16 protein-coding genes are annotated in these 15,486 nt (G+C 54.2%); 6 read left to right on the top strand and 10 right to left on the bottom strand.

Annotated features, from left to right (window positions below; translation table 11 throughout):
• Window positions 1-6: 6 nt before the first annotated feature.
• The 10 genes from dusB to AC6I8T_RS18695 all read right to left on the bottom strand — a co-directional run bounded on the left by dusB (window position 7) and on the right by AC6I8T_RS18695 (window position 8,319).
• On the bottom strand, window positions 7-972 hold the full coding sequence (gene dusB / locus AC6I8T_RS18740; RefSeq protein WP_036625605.1) for a tRNA dihydrouridine synthase DusB: 966 nt from the start codon (window positions 970-972) through the stop codon (window positions 7-9).
• 293 nt (window positions 973-1,265) lie between these two features.
• A complete protein-coding gene (gene prmA, locus AC6I8T_RS18735) occupies window positions 1,266-2,147 on the bottom strand; it encodes a 50S ribosomal protein L11 methyltransferase (RefSeq protein ID WP_497834236.1) in 882 nt (293 codons plus the stop codon).
• An 11-nt stretch (window positions 2,148-2,158) separates the two neighbouring features.
• Window positions 2,159-3,604 (bottom strand): sodium/pantothenate symporter, encoded by a 1,446-nt coding sequence (panF, locus tag AC6I8T_RS18730; RefSeq protein ID WP_497834235.1) that lies wholly within the window; start codon window positions 3,602-3,604, stop codon window positions 2,159-2,161.
• Window positions 3,594-3,836, bottom strand: coding sequence for a YhdT family protein (locus AC6I8T_RS18725; protein ID WP_208725593.1), 243 nt, complete (start codon window positions 3,834-3,836; stop codon window positions 3,594-3,596). The genes panF and AC6I8T_RS18725 overlap by 11 nt, the downstream gene beginning before the upstream one ends.
• Window positions 3,837-3,910: 74 nt before the next feature.
• Window positions 3,911-5,257 carry an acetyl-CoA carboxylase biotin carboxylase subunit gene (accC, locus tag AC6I8T_RS18720; RefSeq protein WP_021183603.1) on the bottom strand — a complete coding sequence of 449 codons (1,347 nt, stop codon included), beginning with the start codon at window positions 5,255-5,257 and terminating at the stop codon, window positions 3,911-3,913.
• Between the two features lie 11 nt (window positions 5,258-5,268).
• Window positions 5,269-5,739 (bottom strand): acetyl-CoA carboxylase biotin carboxyl carrier protein, encoded by a 471-nt coding sequence (gene accB, locus AC6I8T_RS18715; RefSeq protein WP_021183602.1) that lies wholly within the window; start codon window positions 5,737-5,739, stop codon window positions 5,269-5,271.
• A gap of 21 nt (window positions 5,740-5,760) precedes the next feature.
• On the bottom strand, window positions 5,761-6,213 hold the full coding sequence (gene aroQ / locus AC6I8T_RS18710; RefSeq protein WP_021183601.1) for a type II 3-dehydroquinate dehydratase: 453 nt from the start codon (window positions 6,211-6,213) through the stop codon (window positions 5,761-5,763).
• Between the two features lie 232 nt (window positions 6,214-6,445).
• On the bottom strand, window positions 6,446-7,048 hold the full coding sequence (msrQ, locus tag AC6I8T_RS18705; RefSeq protein WP_497834234.1) for a protein-methionine-sulfoxide reductase heme-binding subunit MsrQ: 603 nt from the start codon (window positions 7,046-7,048) through the stop codon (window positions 6,446-6,448).
• The gene (gene msrP, locus AC6I8T_RS18700) at window positions 7,049-8,053 is read right to left on the bottom strand and encodes a protein-methionine-sulfoxide reductase catalytic subunit MsrP (RefSeq protein ID WP_208724278.1); all 1,005 of its coding nucleotides are present in this window, start codon (window positions 8,051-8,053) and stop codon (window positions 7,049-7,051) included.
• 35 nt (window positions 8,054-8,088) lie between these two features.
• Window positions 8,089-8,319 (bottom strand): hypothetical protein, encoded by a 231-nt coding sequence (locus tag AC6I8T_RS18695; RefSeq protein WP_208724277.1) that lies wholly within the window; start codon window positions 8,317-8,319, stop codon window positions 8,089-8,091.
• Window positions 8,320-8,348: 29 nt separating this feature from the next.
• On the opposite strand from AC6I8T_RS18695, the gene csrD reads away from it, so the two are divergent.
• From csrD to rng, 6 genes are all read left to right on the top strand, one after another.
• A complete protein-coding gene (csrD, locus tag AC6I8T_RS18690; protein WP_415174783.1) occupies window positions 8,349-10,295 on the top strand; it encodes an RNase E specificity factor CsrD in 1,947 nt (648 codons plus the stop codon).
• A gap of 310 nt (window positions 10,296-10,605) precedes the next feature.
• Window positions 10,606-11,649 (top strand): rod shape-determining protein MreB, encoded by a 1,044-nt coding sequence (mreB, locus tag AC6I8T_RS18685; protein WP_003855260.1) that lies wholly within the window; start codon window positions 10,606-10,608, stop codon window positions 11,647-11,649.
• 195 nt (window positions 11,650-11,844) lie between these two features.
• Window positions 11,845-12,870, top strand: coding sequence for a rod shape-determining protein MreC (gene mreC, locus AC6I8T_RS18680; RefSeq protein ID WP_021183597.1), 1,026 nt, complete (start codon window positions 11,845-11,847; stop codon window positions 12,868-12,870).
• The gene (gene mreD, locus AC6I8T_RS18675) at window positions 12,867-13,355 is read left to right on the top strand and encodes a rod shape-determining protein MreD (RefSeq protein ID WP_013510723.1); all 489 of its coding nucleotides are present in this window, start codon (window positions 12,867-12,869) and stop codon (window positions 13,353-13,355) included. Before mreC ends, mreD begins: the two co-directional genes overlap by 4 nt.
• Window positions 13,356-13,363: 8 nt before the next feature.
• Window positions 13,364-13,957 carry a Maf family protein gene (locus tag AC6I8T_RS18670; protein WP_497834233.1) on the top strand — a complete coding sequence of 198 codons (594 nt, stop codon included), beginning with the start codon at window positions 13,364-13,366 and terminating at the stop codon, window positions 13,955-13,957.
• Window positions 13,947-15,416, top strand: a complete 1,470-nt coding sequence (gene rng, locus AC6I8T_RS18665; protein ID WP_021183595.1) for a ribonuclease G — start codon at window positions 13,947-13,949, stop codon at window positions 15,414-15,416. Before AC6I8T_RS18670 ends, rng begins: the two co-directional genes overlap by 11 nt.
• Window positions 15,417-15,486: the final 70 nt, after the last annotated feature.

The following is a 15,486-nucleotide window of genomic DNA, read 5'->3' as shown; positions in this document are numbered from 1 at the left end:
TTTCGTTTACGCAAGATTTTCGAAGTATGCCTCCAACGCCTCCAGCTGTTCGCTGGCATCCTCAATGGCGTTGAATGTGCGCCGAAACTGGTCATCAGGGGCATTTTCCTGCAAATACCAGGAAACGTGTTTTCGGGCAATACGGTATCCCTTGCGCTGACCGTAAAAGTCGTGCAGCTCCCGTATGTGTCCAATCAGCATATGCTTCACTTCAGCCAGCGGCTTCGGTGCCAGCAGCTCCCCTGTGTCCAGATAATGCTGGATTTCCCGGAAGATCCACGGTCTTCCCTGAGCAGCGCGACCGATCATCAGAGCATCGGCTCCTGTATAATCGAGCACTGCTCTGGCTTTATGCGGGTCAGTAATGTCTCCATTCGCGATAACCGGAATGGAAACGCTCTGCTTAACTGTCCGAATGCTGTCGTATTCAGCTTGCCCTTCAAACAAACAGGCGCGAGTGCGTCCATGAATGGTGAGGGCCTGAATGCCACAGCGTTCAGCCAATTGGGCAATCTCTACACAATTACGATTTTCTTTGTCCCAGCCAGTGCGAATCTTCAGCGTAACGGGTACATCAACTGCATTTACTACCGCGGTGAGAATAGACTCAACCAGTTGCGGATGTTGCAGCAGCGCAGAACCCGCCATCTTACGATTCACTTTCTTCGCCGGGCAGCCCATGTTGATGTCAATGACCTGCGCGCCTGACGCTACATTAATGCGCGCGGCAGCCGCCATTTCATCGGGATCACAACCGGCTATTTGCACGGCACGAATACCGGGCTCGTCACTATGCACCATACGCAAACGGGACTTGTCACTGGCCCATACTTCCGGGTTTGATGACAACATCTCGGAGACTGTCATGCCAGCGCCGTTCTCGTAACACAAGGTGCGGAATGGCTTGTCGGTAACCCCGGCCATAGGCGCAGCGATGAGTCGATTACGAAGCTGATAATGTCCAATGCGCATGAAAAAGAAGTGACCCTAACTGTTCGCAAGGCGGCGTATATTACGCATTTTTTCACGAAGATGAAAGGCCAAACTTTGAACAATTAGCAGGTAAAGATCAAGGAAATCGGACCGATCAGTAACAACTATAAGAAATACCTATATTATTCATATAATTAAAAAAATACGCTGAAATTGTGAACAAAAGTTTTTCTGAAAACTTGAGCCAAATCACAACATAAAAAACGCCACATCACCGGATTCGCAAGAGATGTGGCGGGGAGTCAAGAGTGAATGGTGCTAATTATGCGGTATTAGCGACGTACACCGGTGATGCGACACCACTCTTCTTTTTCGGCCACCGGGTCGAGAGCAAAACGCTCGGTATAGGCTTCACACACGCTTTCCGCCTGGCTGGCCAGCACGCCTGATAAGCCGAGATGTCCACCGGCTTTTGGCAATACGCTGATCAACGGTGCCAGCTCACGCAGCGGGCCGGCAAGGATATTGGCGACCACCACGTCGGCCTGCAAGTTCTCTGGCTGCTGATGAGGTAAGTACAGGGACAGGCGGTCGGCGACGCCATTGCGTTCAGCATTATCACGGCTGGCCTGAATCGCCTGCGGATCGATATCAATACCGATCGCCTGGGCTGCACCCAGTTTCAGGGCCGCGATAGCCAGAATGCCGGAGCCACAGCCGAAATCGATCACGGTTTTGCCCTGCAAGTCGAGACCATCCAGCCAGCTCAGGCACAACGAGGTGGTTGGGTGTGTCCCGGTGCCAAATGCCAGGCCGGGATCCAGCATCACGTTGACGGCGTTTGGATCCGGCACTTCACGCCAGCTCGGACAGATCCATAAACGTTCACCGAAGCGCATGGGGTGGAAGTTATCCATCCATTCGCGTTCCCAGTCCTTGTCTTCGATCTGCTCGATTTTATGGCGGAAACCCTGGCCGAGCAGCGGATGCTGGCTTAACTCTGCAACCACGTCGCTCATGTCAGTTTCGGCATCAAACAGGCCAATCACATCGGTATCGCCCCATAAAAGCGTTTCGCCCGGCAGCGGTTCGTAAACCGGGTTATCGTGGGTATCCTGAAAAGTGACGGATACTGCGCCGCTCTCCATCAGTGCATCACTCAGAGTCTCGGCGTACTCACCAGAGCTGTTAATTTTAATTTGAATCCACGGCATAGCGTTTCTCTTTATTCCAGGGCCGCGTCAGGTTGGTCAGACGCGGTGCCAAACAGATTACCGACCAGAAAGGCCAGCAGGCTAAGGATCAGGGAAGTAACGATAGGGTGGAAGCCCCACAGCTCCAGTTTCAGGCTGGCGAGCAGCGTGTAGCATGCGGCGCCAACCACCATGCCGCTAATCGCACCGGCAGCGTTAGCGCGTTGCCAATACAGACCGAGCACCAGCGGCCACAGGAACACCGCTTCCAGGCCGCCGAAGGCCAGCAGGTTCAGCCAGATGATCATATCCGGCGGGTTCCATGCTGCCAGCAGCAGCATGATGCCCAGCACAAAGGTAATGGTGCCGGAGAGCAGACGCAGACGCGCCTCATTCTCGCTGTGCTGCGGCGCAATGCGCAGATACAGATCCTTGATCAGGGTAGCGGAGGATTGCAGCAGCTGCGCGTTAATGGTCGACATGATCGCCGCCATTGGCGCAGCAAGAAAGATCCCTGCGGCCATAGGTGGTAAAACGGTGATCATCAGTGTCGGGATCACACGATCGGGAACGGTAAGATCCGGGATGATCGCCCGACCCAGCGCGCCAGCCAGATGCATGCCCAGCATCAGGATCACCACTACAATGGTGCCGAGGATAATGCCGCGATGCATCGCTTTGCTGTCTTTATACGAGATACAGCGCACGGCGGTATGCGGCAGACCGATCACGCCAAAGCACACCAGCACGGCAAACGAACTCAGGAAGGTGGGAGTGATGACATTACCCACCCCTTCTGGTGATACCAACTGTGGATCGATGGTGCGCAGTTTCGTGACGGCCGTCTCCAGCCCACCGGCCTGATGAATAACGGCAAACAGCAACAGGAAGGTGCCAATCAGCATCACCAGCCCCTGCATCGCGTCATTCAATACGCTTGCTCGGAAGCCCCCGACGGCGGTGTAGAGTGCGATGGTGCCACCAAAAATCAGCAGTCCGGTGTCGTAAGGAATGCCCGCAGCGGTTTCCAGCAGACGTGCGCCACCAATAAACTGCACTGTCATCGCACCGATAAACGCCGTCAGTAGGCTCAGGCTGGCCAGCCAAATCAGCAGCGGGCTGCGGTAGCGCCCATATAACATGTCATTGAGCGTCACGGCATTGTAGCGGCGCGCCAGAATGGCAAATTTCTTTCCCAGTACGCCGAGCGACAGCCACACGGCAGGCACCTGAATCATTGCCAGCAGCACCCACCCCAGCCCATATTTGTAGGCTGCACCCGGCCCGCCAATAAAGGAACTGGCGCTGATGTAGGTAGCGGTGATGGTCATTGCCAGCACAAAGCCGCCCATCGAACGGTTGCCGAGGAAATATTCGGTGAGGAAGTTACCCGCGCGCTGCTTGCGCATGGCAAAAACCGACAATCCGGCGATCAACACCAGATAGGCCAGCAGGGGAAGAATGATTTCACTTTCCATCGTTGTCCTCCAGTGACATATCGCGGAAAATCACCCGCACCATCAGCCAGCACAACGCAATAAACAGCACAGGGGCAAACAGGCAGGAGAGTTCAAACCAGTGTGGCAACCCGGTGATACCGGTGGCATCGCCACCCAGCCAGGCGGAAAGCCCCCACACGGCGAGATACGCCAGCGCCAGATACAACGCCCAGCGCGCCTCTTTATTCGCTTGCACAAAACGCCAATCCATCATGCAACCTCAAAGGCAACAAAAATGAAAAAGGCCGGTTTAACCGGCCTCAAAGGATCTCTGCGCTGCAAGAATTACTCTTGCAGGCCGAGTTTTTTCTCCAGGTAGTGGATATTAGTCCCACCCTGCTGGAAGTTTTCGTCGGACATGATTTTCATCTGCAGTTCGACGTTGGTCTTGATACCGTCGATGATCAGCTCCGCCAGCGCATTCTTCATGCGCGCAATCGCCACGTCACGGTTTTCACCGTAGGTGATCAGCTTGCCGATCATGGAGTCGTAGTACGGCGGCACGCTGTAACCGGCATAGATATGCGATTCCCAGCGCACTCCGAAGCCACCCGGCGCGTGGAAGCGCGTGATCTTGCCCGGACTCGGCAGGAAGGTGTTCGGGTCTTCGGCGTTGATACGGCATTCCACCGCATGACCGCGGATCACCACATCTTCCTGACGGATGGACAGCGGCTGACCGGCAGCAATGCGCAGCTGCTCTTTGATCAGGTCAACACCGGTGATCATCTCAGTGACCGGGTGTTCTACCTGAATACGGGTGTTCATCTCGATAAAGTAGAACTCGCCGTTTTCGAACAGGAACTCAAAGGTGCCCGCGCCACGGTAGCCGATATCGACACAGGCTTTGGCACAGCGGTCGCCGATAAAGCTACGCAGTTCCGGGGTGATACCCGGTGCCGGCGCTTCTTCCACCACTTTCTGGTGACGACGCTGCATCGAGCAGTCGCGCTCCGCCAGATAGATGGCGTTGCCCTGACCGTCGGCCATCACCTGGATTTCGATATGACGCGGATTCTCGAGATATTTCTCCATGTACACCATGTCGTTGTTGAAAGCCGCTTTGGCTTCCGCTTTCGTCATGTTGATGGACTGCTCAAGATCCTTGTCGCTGCGCACCACGCGCATACCACGACCACCGCCGCCACCGGAGGCTTTGATGATCACCGGGTAGCCGATGCGTTTGGCGAAGGCACGGTTTTTCTCCATGTCTTCCGTCAGTGGGCCGTCAGAACCCGGTACGGTCGGTACACCCGCTTTTTTCATCGCGGTGATCGCCGATACCTTGTCACCCATCAGGCGGATGGTGTCGGCTTTCGGACCGATAAAGATAAAGCCGGAGCGTTCGACCTGCTCGGCAAAATCGGCGTTCTCAGACAGGAAGCCATATCCCGGATGGATCGCGACCGCGCCGGTGATTTCGGCGGCGGAGATCAGGGCCGGAATATTGAGGTAACTTTTGACCGACTGCGCCGGACCGATGCAGACGGTTTCGTCAGCCAGCAGTACGTGCTTCAGGTCGCGGTCTGCCGTGGAGTGAACCGCCACAGTCTTGATGCCCAGCTCTTTACAGGCACGCAGAATGCGCAGCGCGATCTCACCGCGGTTAGCAATGACAATTTTATCCAGCATGGTTCGCCTCGTTATTCGATGACAACCAGCGGCTCGTCAAATTCAACCGGCTGGCCACTTTCCACCAGAATCGCTTTCACCACGCCGGATTTATCGGCTTCGATCTGGTTCATCATTTTCATCGCTTCAACGATGCACAGGGTGTCGCCGACGTTAACTTTCTGGCCGACTTCGATAAAGGCTTTCGCATCCGGGCTCGGGGTACGATAGAAGGTGCCGACCATCGGTGAACGCACGATGTGACCAGTGATTTCTGGTTTGGCAGCTTCAGCGGCTACTGGGGCAGCAGCTGGGGCAACAGCAGCGGCCAGAGGAGCCATCTGCGGTGCAGGTGCAGCATAAGCCTGCTGCATAACAGGATAACCGACATTGGCAGGTGAACGGCTGATGCGAACGGACTCTTCGCCCTCAGAGATTTCCAGCTCAGCGATGCCGGACTCTTCAACCAGTTCGATCAGTTTCTTAATTTTACGAATATCCATGAGTGTGGTTCCGTACTCTGTTTAATTGGAATGTGTCAGGCGTTTGACCGCCGTTTGTAAAGCCCACGAGTATCCATCAACGCCAAGTCCACAAATGACGCCGGCAGATACATCGGAAAGATAGGAGTGATGGCGGAACGGTTCGCGGGCATGCACGTTCGTGAGATGCACCTCGATAAAAGGAATGCTCACCGCCAGCAGGGCATCACGCAGCGCGACGCTGGTATGCGTGAACGCGGCAGGATTGATGATGATGTAATCCACATTGCCTCTGGCCTCATGGATACGATCAATCAACTGAAACTCCGCGTTCGATTGCAGATGACTCAATTTCACATGGTGCTGATCGGCCTGTTGCGTCAGATCGCTGACAATTTGCGCCAGTGTCGTGTGACCATACTTCTCAGGCTCGCGCGTACCCAGTAAATTCAGGTTGGGTCCGTTCAAAAGCAGTATGTGAAATTTGTGCGCCATCTTGCTGCTATCTCCTGCAATTATTCAGGCATCGCGTAAAATACCGCGACATTCTTGCTTTGTCACTCTTCGGAGTGAAAAAGAAGACGTGTCTTGCAATAAAGCCGGGCATTATATCCGTTTCGTCGCAATTCGCAGCAAAATACTGGTCTTATCTGCGAAGATGATCGGATGCGGCCTGAAGGCCACACCTTTTAACAGAAATTGCAGCCGGAAGACAACCTTGCAGGAATTATCTGGACAGGAGTTTTCGCAACTTATTGTAACGCCAGGCTAACAGTAGTAGCGCCAGCAGGGCATAGATCAACGGCTGTGGTGACAGGACTTTAACAGACCAAAGATAGTGAATGGGGGCGAGGATCGCCACCAGATAGATACCATTATGCAGCGTTTGCCAGCGCCGTCCCAGTTTGCGTTGTGCGCGTTGGAAGGAGGTGACGGCCAATGCGAACAGGATCATCCAGCAGATAATCCCCAAGGTCAGATAGGGTCGGGAAACCAGTTCGCTGCCGAGTAATCGCAGATTATCGACGCCAAGTTCCAGCAAGTAGTAGCTTGTCAGGTGCAGACAGGCCCAGGCAAAGCACCACAAACCCAGCAGGCGGCGGGTACGAATCAGCAGCGGTTGTTTGGCATAGCGGGTTAACGGGCTGACCAGCAAGGTCGCCAGCAACAATTTAAGCGCCATTCTGCCGGTAAAATGTTGGATATCTTTGGCCGGATCGGCACTTAACCAACCCTGATTAGCGGCGAAAAACAACCAGACGAACGGTAAAAAAGCCGCCAGGTGCAGCACCACTTTAAGCCAGGTGATATGACGTAATGTCAGGCGCACTCAATAGTTCTCCCGTAAATCCAGCCCGTGATACAACGAAGCGACCTCTTTGGCATAACCGTTAAACAGCAGCGTTGGTTGCCGTTCGACCTTCAAAATACCTCCCGGACCGATAAAACGCTCGGTAGCTTGTGACCAGCGCGGATGGTCAACATGCGGGTTAACGTTGGCATAGAAACCATATTCATTTGCGGCGATCTGGTTCCAGGTGGTGGGCGGCTGATCGTGCGTCAGGGTAATTTTGACAATCGACTTGATGCCTTTGAAACCATACTTCCACGGTACCGTCAGGCGGATTGGGGCACCATTTTGCGGAGGTAATGCTTTGCCATACACGCCGGTGCTGAGCAGAGTGAGCGGATGCATGGCTTCATCCATACGTAGCCCCTCAACATAGGGATAATCCAGTCCACCGCCAATAAAGCGGTCTTTCTGACCGGGCATTTGATCCGGGGCATATAACGTCTGGAACGCAACAAAACGGGCGTTGCTGGTGGGTTCTGCCAGTTTCAGCAGCTTGTTCAGCTCAAATCCCACCCAGGGGATCACCATTGACCAGGCCTCTACGCAGCGCATGCGATATATCCGCTGCTCCATCGCAAAACGTTTAAAGATGTCATCCATATCCAGCGTGATCGGTTTGGCGACTTCACCTTCAATACGTAACTGCCAGGGATCGGTTTTTAATGTCCCGGCATTGGCCGCTGGATCGGCCTTATCCAGGCCAAATTCGTAGAAATTATTGTAGCCTGCGACTTTATCGAATGGCGTTAACGGCAAATCGGCCTGCCAGGCGGGCGGTTTACTAAATTGCAGCGCTTTACCGGCCGGGGCTGCGGGACGATCGTTACCTTTAAACCAACTCAGGACATCGGCCTGGGCGCCGCCCGACAGGCTGGCAGCAACGGCACCTAATCCGAGCGCTTTCAGCACCTGACGACGCTGCATATTAAAGATGCTTTCTGGCGTGACATCAGCTTCAGAAAGGGAATGCTTTGTCTTCATGGAATTCTCCGGCTGCATAAATAAAGCAAGCATGATCAAACCCTGCGCAGCCTGCCAGTAAGTGCGGCAAAATGTGAAATTTCCTGGTTGCGCTTATCTTGAGAATAGGACGAAAAAAATCCGGTGAAAGTCAGGTGGACGATGTTTGTCGTTATACTCGCCTTTGTCTGCACCGCGATCTCGGCGGAACGCTGTTTCAGACGGTGATTTATGCTATTTTGCTCAGGTTTGCGCCAGTGAGGCTCGTGCAGACGGTTCTTTTCCATTCATAACCGCAGTGATTACAGGCACAGGGATGCGATTAACCACGAAGTTTTCTGCGTTTATTACATTATTAAGCTTACTGGCGATGTTACTGATGCTGGTCGGCTGCGCTTTTAGTTTTATCTGGCTATCACAGCAGCGCGTTGAAACCCGCGTACAAACGCTGGCTACCGAAGTCGACAAAGCCCTGCTCACCCAGTCGCCCCAGGATCTGACGCAATGGCTGACGCGTCTGATGCCGGTTATCAATGCTGAACAACTCGAATTACACAGCGGTGACCGCACGTTGTTTCGCCTGGCTCGCCATGAAAACCCGATGCTGGAGGATGAGCCAAACCGCTTTATTCAGTTTGATCTGCCGCTGGTGCACTCATCCGGTCTGTCGCTGCGCGTTGTGGTACTGGACCCGGCCAAAACCTGGTTTCGTTCCTTCACGGGTGCCTACACCTTGATCGTTATTTTTAGCGTGGTGCTGATCATGGCCTCGCTGTTGGTGATGACGCATCGCTGGCTGAACCGTCACTGGCGCAATATGGAGCGGTTGGAAGCGCGCTCGGAACGTATTCTGGCGGGCGATCGTCAGTCGCGCGTTGGAGAGGAGTCGGAATGGCCGCCCAAAGCCAGCCACGCCATTGATCTGCTGCTACATGATTTACGCGAAGCAGGCGAACAGCGACTGCGTATCGACACTTTAATTCGCACCTTTGCCGCGCAGGATTCCCGTACCGGTCTGAATAATCGATTGTTCTTCGACAACCAACTGGCGACCCTGTTAGAAGATCAGGAAGATGTCGGCACGCATGGCGTGGTGATGATGGTACGTTTGCCCGATCTCGAAACGCATCATGAAACCCTCGGTCCGGCACTGGCTGAAGAGTATCTTTTTGACCTGATTAACATGTTGTCGACCTTTGTGCTGCGTTATCCTGGCGCCTTGCTGGCGCGCTATTTCCGCAGCGACTTCGCGGTGCTGCTGCCGCACCGCACCCTGAAAGAAGCGAACAGTATTGCCGATCAACTGATCAATGCGGTGGATTCATTGCCACCGATGCGCATGCTGGATCGCGATGATCTTATCCATATTGGTATCAGCGCCTGGCGCAGCGGGCAAAGCGTGCCGCAGGTGATGGAAAATGTTGAAATGGCGACCCGTCGTGCGGCGTTGCAAGGGGGGAACAGCTGGTCAATTGGCGAGGGCAACCCTCTTGAGATGGGACGTGGCAGCGTGCGCTGGCGCACCTTGCTGGAGAACACCCAGAGCCGTGGTGGACCACGTTTGTATCAGAAGCCCGCCGTGTTGTTGGACGGTAAAGTCCATCACCGTGAGATGCTGGCTCGCGTCTTTGATGGTGATAAAGAAGTGGTGTCGGCGGAGTTCATGCCGTTGGTACAGCAACTGGGCATGGCTGAAAGCTGGGACCGTCAGATGGTGACCCGTATCGCTGCGTTATCAGAGGTGTGGCCCGATGAAACGCTGGCGTTGCCGGTGAATATTGATTCACTGGTACAGCGTTCTTTTCAGCGCTGGTTGCAAAAACTTTTACTCCAGTGCAGTAAATCGCAAAGAAAACGCTTTTTATTTGAACTTGCCGAGGCGGATGTTTGTCAACACATCAACCGTTTAGTGCCGGTTTTCAAAATGCTCAGTGCGTTTGGTTGTCGCATCGCCGTCAACCAGGCGGGGTTAACGGTAGTAAGCAGCGCCTACATCAAGCAATTTCCCGTTGAGTTAATCAAACTGGACCCCGGTCTGGTGCGCAATATTGAACGACGCACGGAAAATCAGCTTTTTGTGCAAAGCCTGTTGGAGGTGTGTAAGTCCACGCCGACTCAGGTATTTGCGGCTGGCGTACGTACGCGTGCGGAGTGGCAAACGCTGGCGGGGCTAGGCGTATCCGGCGGGCAGGGCGATTTCTTTGCGCCGTCGCTGCCGGTGAACAGTAACGTGAAAAAGCATTCGCAACGTTACCGGATATAGTCCTTCTAAGCCTGATAACGACGCTGATAGTTGTTTCCAGGTGTAAACGTGAAGTTTCTCGATCTCCAGCATGATGGGAAATGTTAGATTTTATGTCCAGAATCGCCCGTGCTGGCTGGGCGAATAGCCGTAAAAGCGGCGGCTTAGCGCCGTTTATCGTTAGCTAACCGTGGCATACAATGCTGTAAAATTTAGCTAGCACATTTTTTCACCGAAGCGGAACGTTTTTGCGCCTTGTAGCGGCTTCGCGTGGTTGGTAAAGTAGGCGGATTTTATTTTCCGCCCCCAGCTTGCAGGATTATCCCTTAGTATGTTTAAAAAATTTCGTGGCATGTTTTCCAATGACTTGTCCATTGACCTGGGTACCGCGAATACCCTGATTTACGTAAAAGGACAAGGCATCGTGCTAAACGAGCCTTCCGTGGTTGCCATTCGTCAGGATCGTGCCGGCTCCCCAAAGAGCGTAGCCGCCGTTGGTCATGACGCTAAACAGATGCTTGGTCGTACACCAGGCAATATCGCCGCTATTCGCCCGATGAAAGACGGCGTTATCGCTGACTTCTTCGTGACCGAAAAAATGCTCCAGCACTTTATCAAGCAAGTGCATAGCAACAGTTTTATGCGCCCCAGCCCACGCGTGCTGGTGTGTGTGCCGGTGGGTGCAACCCAGGTTGAACGCCGTGCCATCCGTGAATCTGCGCAGGGTGCAGGTGCTCGTGAAGTATTCCTGATTGAAGAACCGATGGCCGCCGCGATTGGTGCCGGTCTGCCGGTATCTGAAGCAACCGGTTCGATGGTGGTTGATATCGGTGGTGGTACCACTGAAGTGGCCGTCATCTCGCTGAACGGTGTGGTTTACTCCTCTTCAGTACGTATTGGTGGTGACCGCTTCGATGAAGCTATCATTAATTATGTACGCCGCAACTACGGTTCGCTGATCGGTGAAGCGACCGCTGAGCGTATCAAGCATGAGATTGGTTCTGCGTATCCGGGTGACGAAGTGCGCGAAATCGAAGTGCGCGGGCGTAACCTGGCTGAAGGTGTGCCTCGCGGCTTTACGCTGAACTCCAATGAAATCCTGGAAGCGTTGCAGGAACCACTGACCGGCATCGTGAGCGCGGTAATGGTGGCACTGGAGCAGTGCCCGCCAGAACTGGCTTCCGACATTTCCGAGCGCGGTATGGTGCTGACGGGTGGTGGCGCGTTGCTGCGTAACCTCGATCGCCTGCTGATGGAAGAAACCGGTATTCCGGTGGTCGTGGCCGAAGATCCACTGACCTGCGTAGCGCGTGGTGGTGGTAAAGCGTTGGAAATGATCGACATGCACGGCGGCGATTTGTTCAGCGAGGAGTAAATCCTCATCGGCTGTGACCCTGGTCAAATTGCGCAGGGAATTAGCGCCTGACCCCTTATTCAGGCTGTGGGAACGCATGTAATCCGCGTACCTGCAATTTGAAGAAAGGGGATATGACTATGATGCGTCCAGCCATGGAGGCGCAGGTCTTAACACCCGCGCTTCTTCCCTGATGTCGAGGAACACGCAGATTTTATGAAGCCGATTTTTAGCAGGGGGCCATCCCTGCAGTTGCGCCTTTTTCTGGCAGTCATTGTGGCGATCGCGATTATTATCGCTGATAGTCGCGTGGGCTCTTTTTCCCAGATCCGCAACTACCTGGACACCTCGGTCAGTCCCTTTTACTTCCTGGCAAACGGGCCAAGAGAGCTGCTTGACGGCGTCTCTGCCACACTGGCATCTCGCCAGCAGTTGGAGCAGGAAAACAAAGCACTGCGCCGTGAACTCTTCCTGAAGAACAGCGACCTGCTCATGCTGGGGCAATACAAGCAGGAAAACGCGCGTCTGCGCGAGCTGCTTGGCTCACCGCTGCGTCAGGATGAACACAAAATGGTGACGCAGGTGATCTCCACTGGCACCGATCCCTACACCGATCAGGTGGTTATCGACAAGGGCAGCGTAAACGGCGTTTACGAAGGCCAGCCGGTGATCAGCGATAAAGGTGTTGTCGGACAGGTGGTGGCGGTAGGTCAGGTGACCAGCCGTGTGCTGCTGATCTGTGATGCTTCCCATGCGCTGCCTATTCAGGTGCTGCGTAATGATATCCGCGTGATTGCGGCCGGTAACGGCTGTAATGAAGACCTGCAACTCGAACATTTACCGGGCAACATCGACATTCGTGTGGGTGATGTGCTGGTGACCTCGGGCTTGGGTGGTCGCTTCCCGGAAGGTTATCCGGTGGGTGTGGTGTCATCGGTGAAAGTGGATACGCAGCGTGCGTACACCATTATCCAGGCCCATCCAACGGCGGGCTTACAGCGTCTGCGCTATCTGCTGCTGCTGTGGGGTGCCGATCGTAACGGCGATATGCCAATGGCGCCGGATGAAGTGCATCGTGTCGCTAATGAACGTTTAATGCAGATGATGCCGCAAGTGTTACCGCCCGCCGGTGAAATGGGGCCACCTGCACCAGCCAGTCAACAAATGGGACCACCCGCACCTGCCAATAGTGGCAGTAGTTCGCAGGTAACACCGGCGAACTCGCGTGGAGGCCAGCCTTGAGTAGCTATCGCAGCCAGGGCCGATGGGTTATCTGGCTGTCCTTTCTGATTGCCCTCATCCTGCAAATCATGCCCTGGCCCGAACAAATCTACATGTTCCGGCCATCATGGTTGTTGCTGATCCTGATCTATTGGGTACTGGCGCTGCCACATCGGGTGAATGTGGGTACTGGCTTCGTGCTGGGTGCCATCATGGACCTGGTGGCAGGCTCAACGCTGGGCGTACGTGCGCTGGCGTTGAGTATCATCGCCTATCTGGTAGCCTTTAAATTCCAGCTTTTCCGTAACTTAGCGTTGTGGCAGCAGGCATTAATGGTTATGGTGCTATCGCTGGCGGTGGATGTTATTGTTTTCTGGGCGGAATTTTTGGTGATCAATGTCTCCTTTCGTCCGGAAATCTTCTGGAGTAGCGTTGTCGACGGCATTCTCTGGCCCTGGCTATTCTTATTAATGAGAAAGATTCGCCGTCAGTTCGCTGTTCAGTAAGGAAAACTATGATAACCCTGTACCTGGCTTCCGGTTCACCGCGTCGACGTGAGCTGTTGACGCAGCTTGGCCTGCAATTTGAACGTCTGATCACGGATGTGGAAGAGCAGCGTCAGCCTGAAGAGGCTGCTGAAGCCTATGTCTGCCGTCTGGCGCGTGATAAAGCTTCGGCTGGTGTGAAGGTTGCCCTGCAGGATCTGCCGGTACTGGGTGCTGACACCATCGTGGTTTTGAATGGCGAAGTGCTGGAAAAACCACGCGATGCCGACCATGCTCAGCAGATGCTGAGTAAGCTTTCCGGGCAGACACATCAGGTTATGACCGCAGTGGCGTTGGCCGATCGTCAGCGACAGCTGGATTGCCTGGTTGTTACAGACGTGACTTTCCGCAAGATCACGGCAGAAGAAATTGCGCACTATATCGCCAGTGGCGAACCGATGGATAAAGCCGGCGCTTACGGGATACAGGGCATTGGCGGAAACTTTGTCCGCAAAATTAATGGAAGCTATCACGCAGTGGTGGGGTTACCGCTGGTTGAGACCGGAGAGTTGCTCAGCAATTTCCAGTCGCTGCGTGCGCTAAGGGGACAAGATGACGGCTGAACTGCTGGTAAATGTGACACCCTCTGAAACGCGCGTCGCCTATATTGATGGCGGCATTTTGCAGGAAATCCACATCGAGCGCGAAGCGCGCCGTGGCATTGTGGGCAACATCTATAAAGGACGCGTCAGCCGTGTGCTACCCGGCATGCAGGCGGCGTTTGTCGACATTGGCCTTGATAAGGCTGCCTTTCTGCACGCTTCCGATATCATGCCGCACACCGAATGTGTTGCCGGTGATGAGCAGAAGAATTTCAGCGTACGCGATATTGCCGAACTGGTGCGTCAGGGGCAGGACCTGATGGTACAGGTGGTCAAAGATCCGCTTGGCACCAAAGGTGCACGCCTGACCACCGACATTACCCTGCCTTCGCGTTATCTGGTATTTATGCCGGGAGCCTCACACGTTGGCGTTTCTCAGCGTATTGAAAGCGAAGCGGAGCGCGAACGCCTGAAAGCGGTAGTGGCCGCCTATTGTGATGATCTTGGTGGCTTTATCATCCGTACTGCTGCTGAAGGCATTGGCGAGGAAGAGTTGGCGCAGGATGCTGCATTCCTCAAGCGTTTGTGGACCAAAGTCAGTGAGCGCAAAAAGCGTAACCAGACCCGTTGCCTGCTGTATGGCGAACTGGCGCTGGCGCAGCGTGTGTTGCGAGATTTCGCCGGGGCCGCGTTGGACCGCATCCGCGTAGACTCGCGTCTGACCTGCGATCTGCTGGTGGAATTCACCGGTGAATATATCCCGGAGATGGCCAGCAAGCTGGAGCTGTATAGCGGCAAACAACCCATCTTTGATCTCTACGATGTGGAGAATGAGATCCAGCGTTCGCTTGATCGCAAAGTTGAATTGAAGTCCGGCGGTTATCTGATCATCGATCAAACCGAAGCCATGACCACCATCGACATCAATACCGGTGCGTTTGTTGGCCATCGCAATCTGGACGAAACCATTTTCAACACCAATATCGAAGCGACACAGGCAATTGCTCGTCAGCTACGGTTGCGCAATCTTGGCGGCATTATCATCATCGATTTCATCGATATGAGTAACGATGACCATCGCCGCCGGGTGTTGCATTCGCTGGAAAGCGCGTTGAGTAAAGATCGGGTTAAAACCGGGATCAACGGTTTCTCAGCGCTTGGGCTGGTTGAGATGACCCGCAAACGCACGCGCGAAAGTATCGAGCATGTGCTGTGTGCTGATTGTCCGGTGTGCAAAGGACGCGGCACGCTGAAAACGGTGGAAACTGTTTGCTACGAGATCATGCGTGAGATCGTGCGTGTCCACCATGCCTACGATTCAGACCGTTTCCTGGTGTACGTGTCACCGGCGGTGGGGGAAGCGCTGAAGAGCGATGAATCACATGCGTTAGCCGAAGTTGAGATCTTCGTCGGCAAACAGGTGAAAGTCCATGTTGAGCCGCTATACACGCAGGAGCAGTTTGACGTTGTGATGATGTAATTTTCTTGTTAATGCTGGCCTTGCACGACGTTTTGTCATGGAATCGGGCTAAAAATACCCCCTTTTTTGG

The organism is Pantoea sp. X-Soil-OKNW-556 (assembly GCF_059730695.1).
This window is presented reverse-complemented; position numbering and strand designations above follow the sequence as displayed.

Bases quoted from the DNA above. Each gene is read 5' to 3' on its own strand.
- accB (WP_021183602.1), bottom strand. From the start codon at position 5,739: ATGGATATTCGTAAAATTAAGAAACTGATCGAACTGGTTGAAGAGTCC.
- AC6I8T_RS18725 (WP_208725593.1), bottom strand. From the start codon at position 3,836: ATGGATTGGCGTTTTGTGCAAGCGAATAAAGAGGCGCGCTGGGCGTTG.
- accC (WP_021183603.1), bottom strand. From the start codon at position 5,257: ATGCTGGATAAAATTGTCATTGCTAACCGCGGTGAGATCGCGCTGCGC.
- AC6I8T_RS18670 (WP_497834233.1), top strand. From the start codon at position 13,364: ATGATAACCCTGTACCTGGCTTCCGGTTCACCGCGTCGACGTGAGCTG.
- prmA (WP_497834236.1), bottom strand. From the start codon at position 2,147: ATGCCGTGGATTCAAATTAAAATTAACAGCTCTGGTGAGTACGCCGAG.
- panF (WP_497834235.1), bottom strand. From the start codon at position 3,604: ATGGAAAGTGAAATCATTCTTCCCCTGCTGGCCTATCTGGTGTTGATC.
- aroQ (WP_021183601.1), bottom strand. From the start codon at position 6,213: ATGGCGCACAAATTTCACATACTGCTTTTGAACGGACCCAACCTGAAT.
- rng (WP_021183595.1), top strand. From the start codon at position 13,947: ATGACGGCTGAACTGCTGGTAAATGTGACACCCTCTGAAACGCGCGTC.
- mreB (WP_003855260.1), top strand. From the start codon at position 10,606: ATGTTTAAAAAATTTCGTGGCATGTTTTCCAATGACTTGTCCATTGAC.
- csrD (WP_415174783.1), top strand. From the start codon at position 8,349: ATGCGATTAACCACGAAGTTTTCTGCGTTTATTACATTATTAAGCTTA.
- msrP (WP_208724278.1), bottom strand. From the start codon at position 8,053: ATGAAGACAAAGCATTCCCTTTCTGAAGCTGATGTCACGCCAGAAAGC.
- mreC (WP_021183597.1), top strand. From the start codon at position 11,845: ATGAAGCCGATTTTTAGCAGGGGGCCATCCCTGCAGTTGCGCCTTTTT.
- AC6I8T_RS18695 (WP_208724277.1), bottom strand. From the start codon at position 8,319: ATGGAAAAGAACCGTCTGCACGAGCCTCACTGGCGCAAACCTGAGCAA.
- dusB (WP_036625605.1), bottom strand. From the start codon at position 972: ATGCGCATTGGACATTATCAGCTTCGTAATCGACTCATCGCTGCGCCT.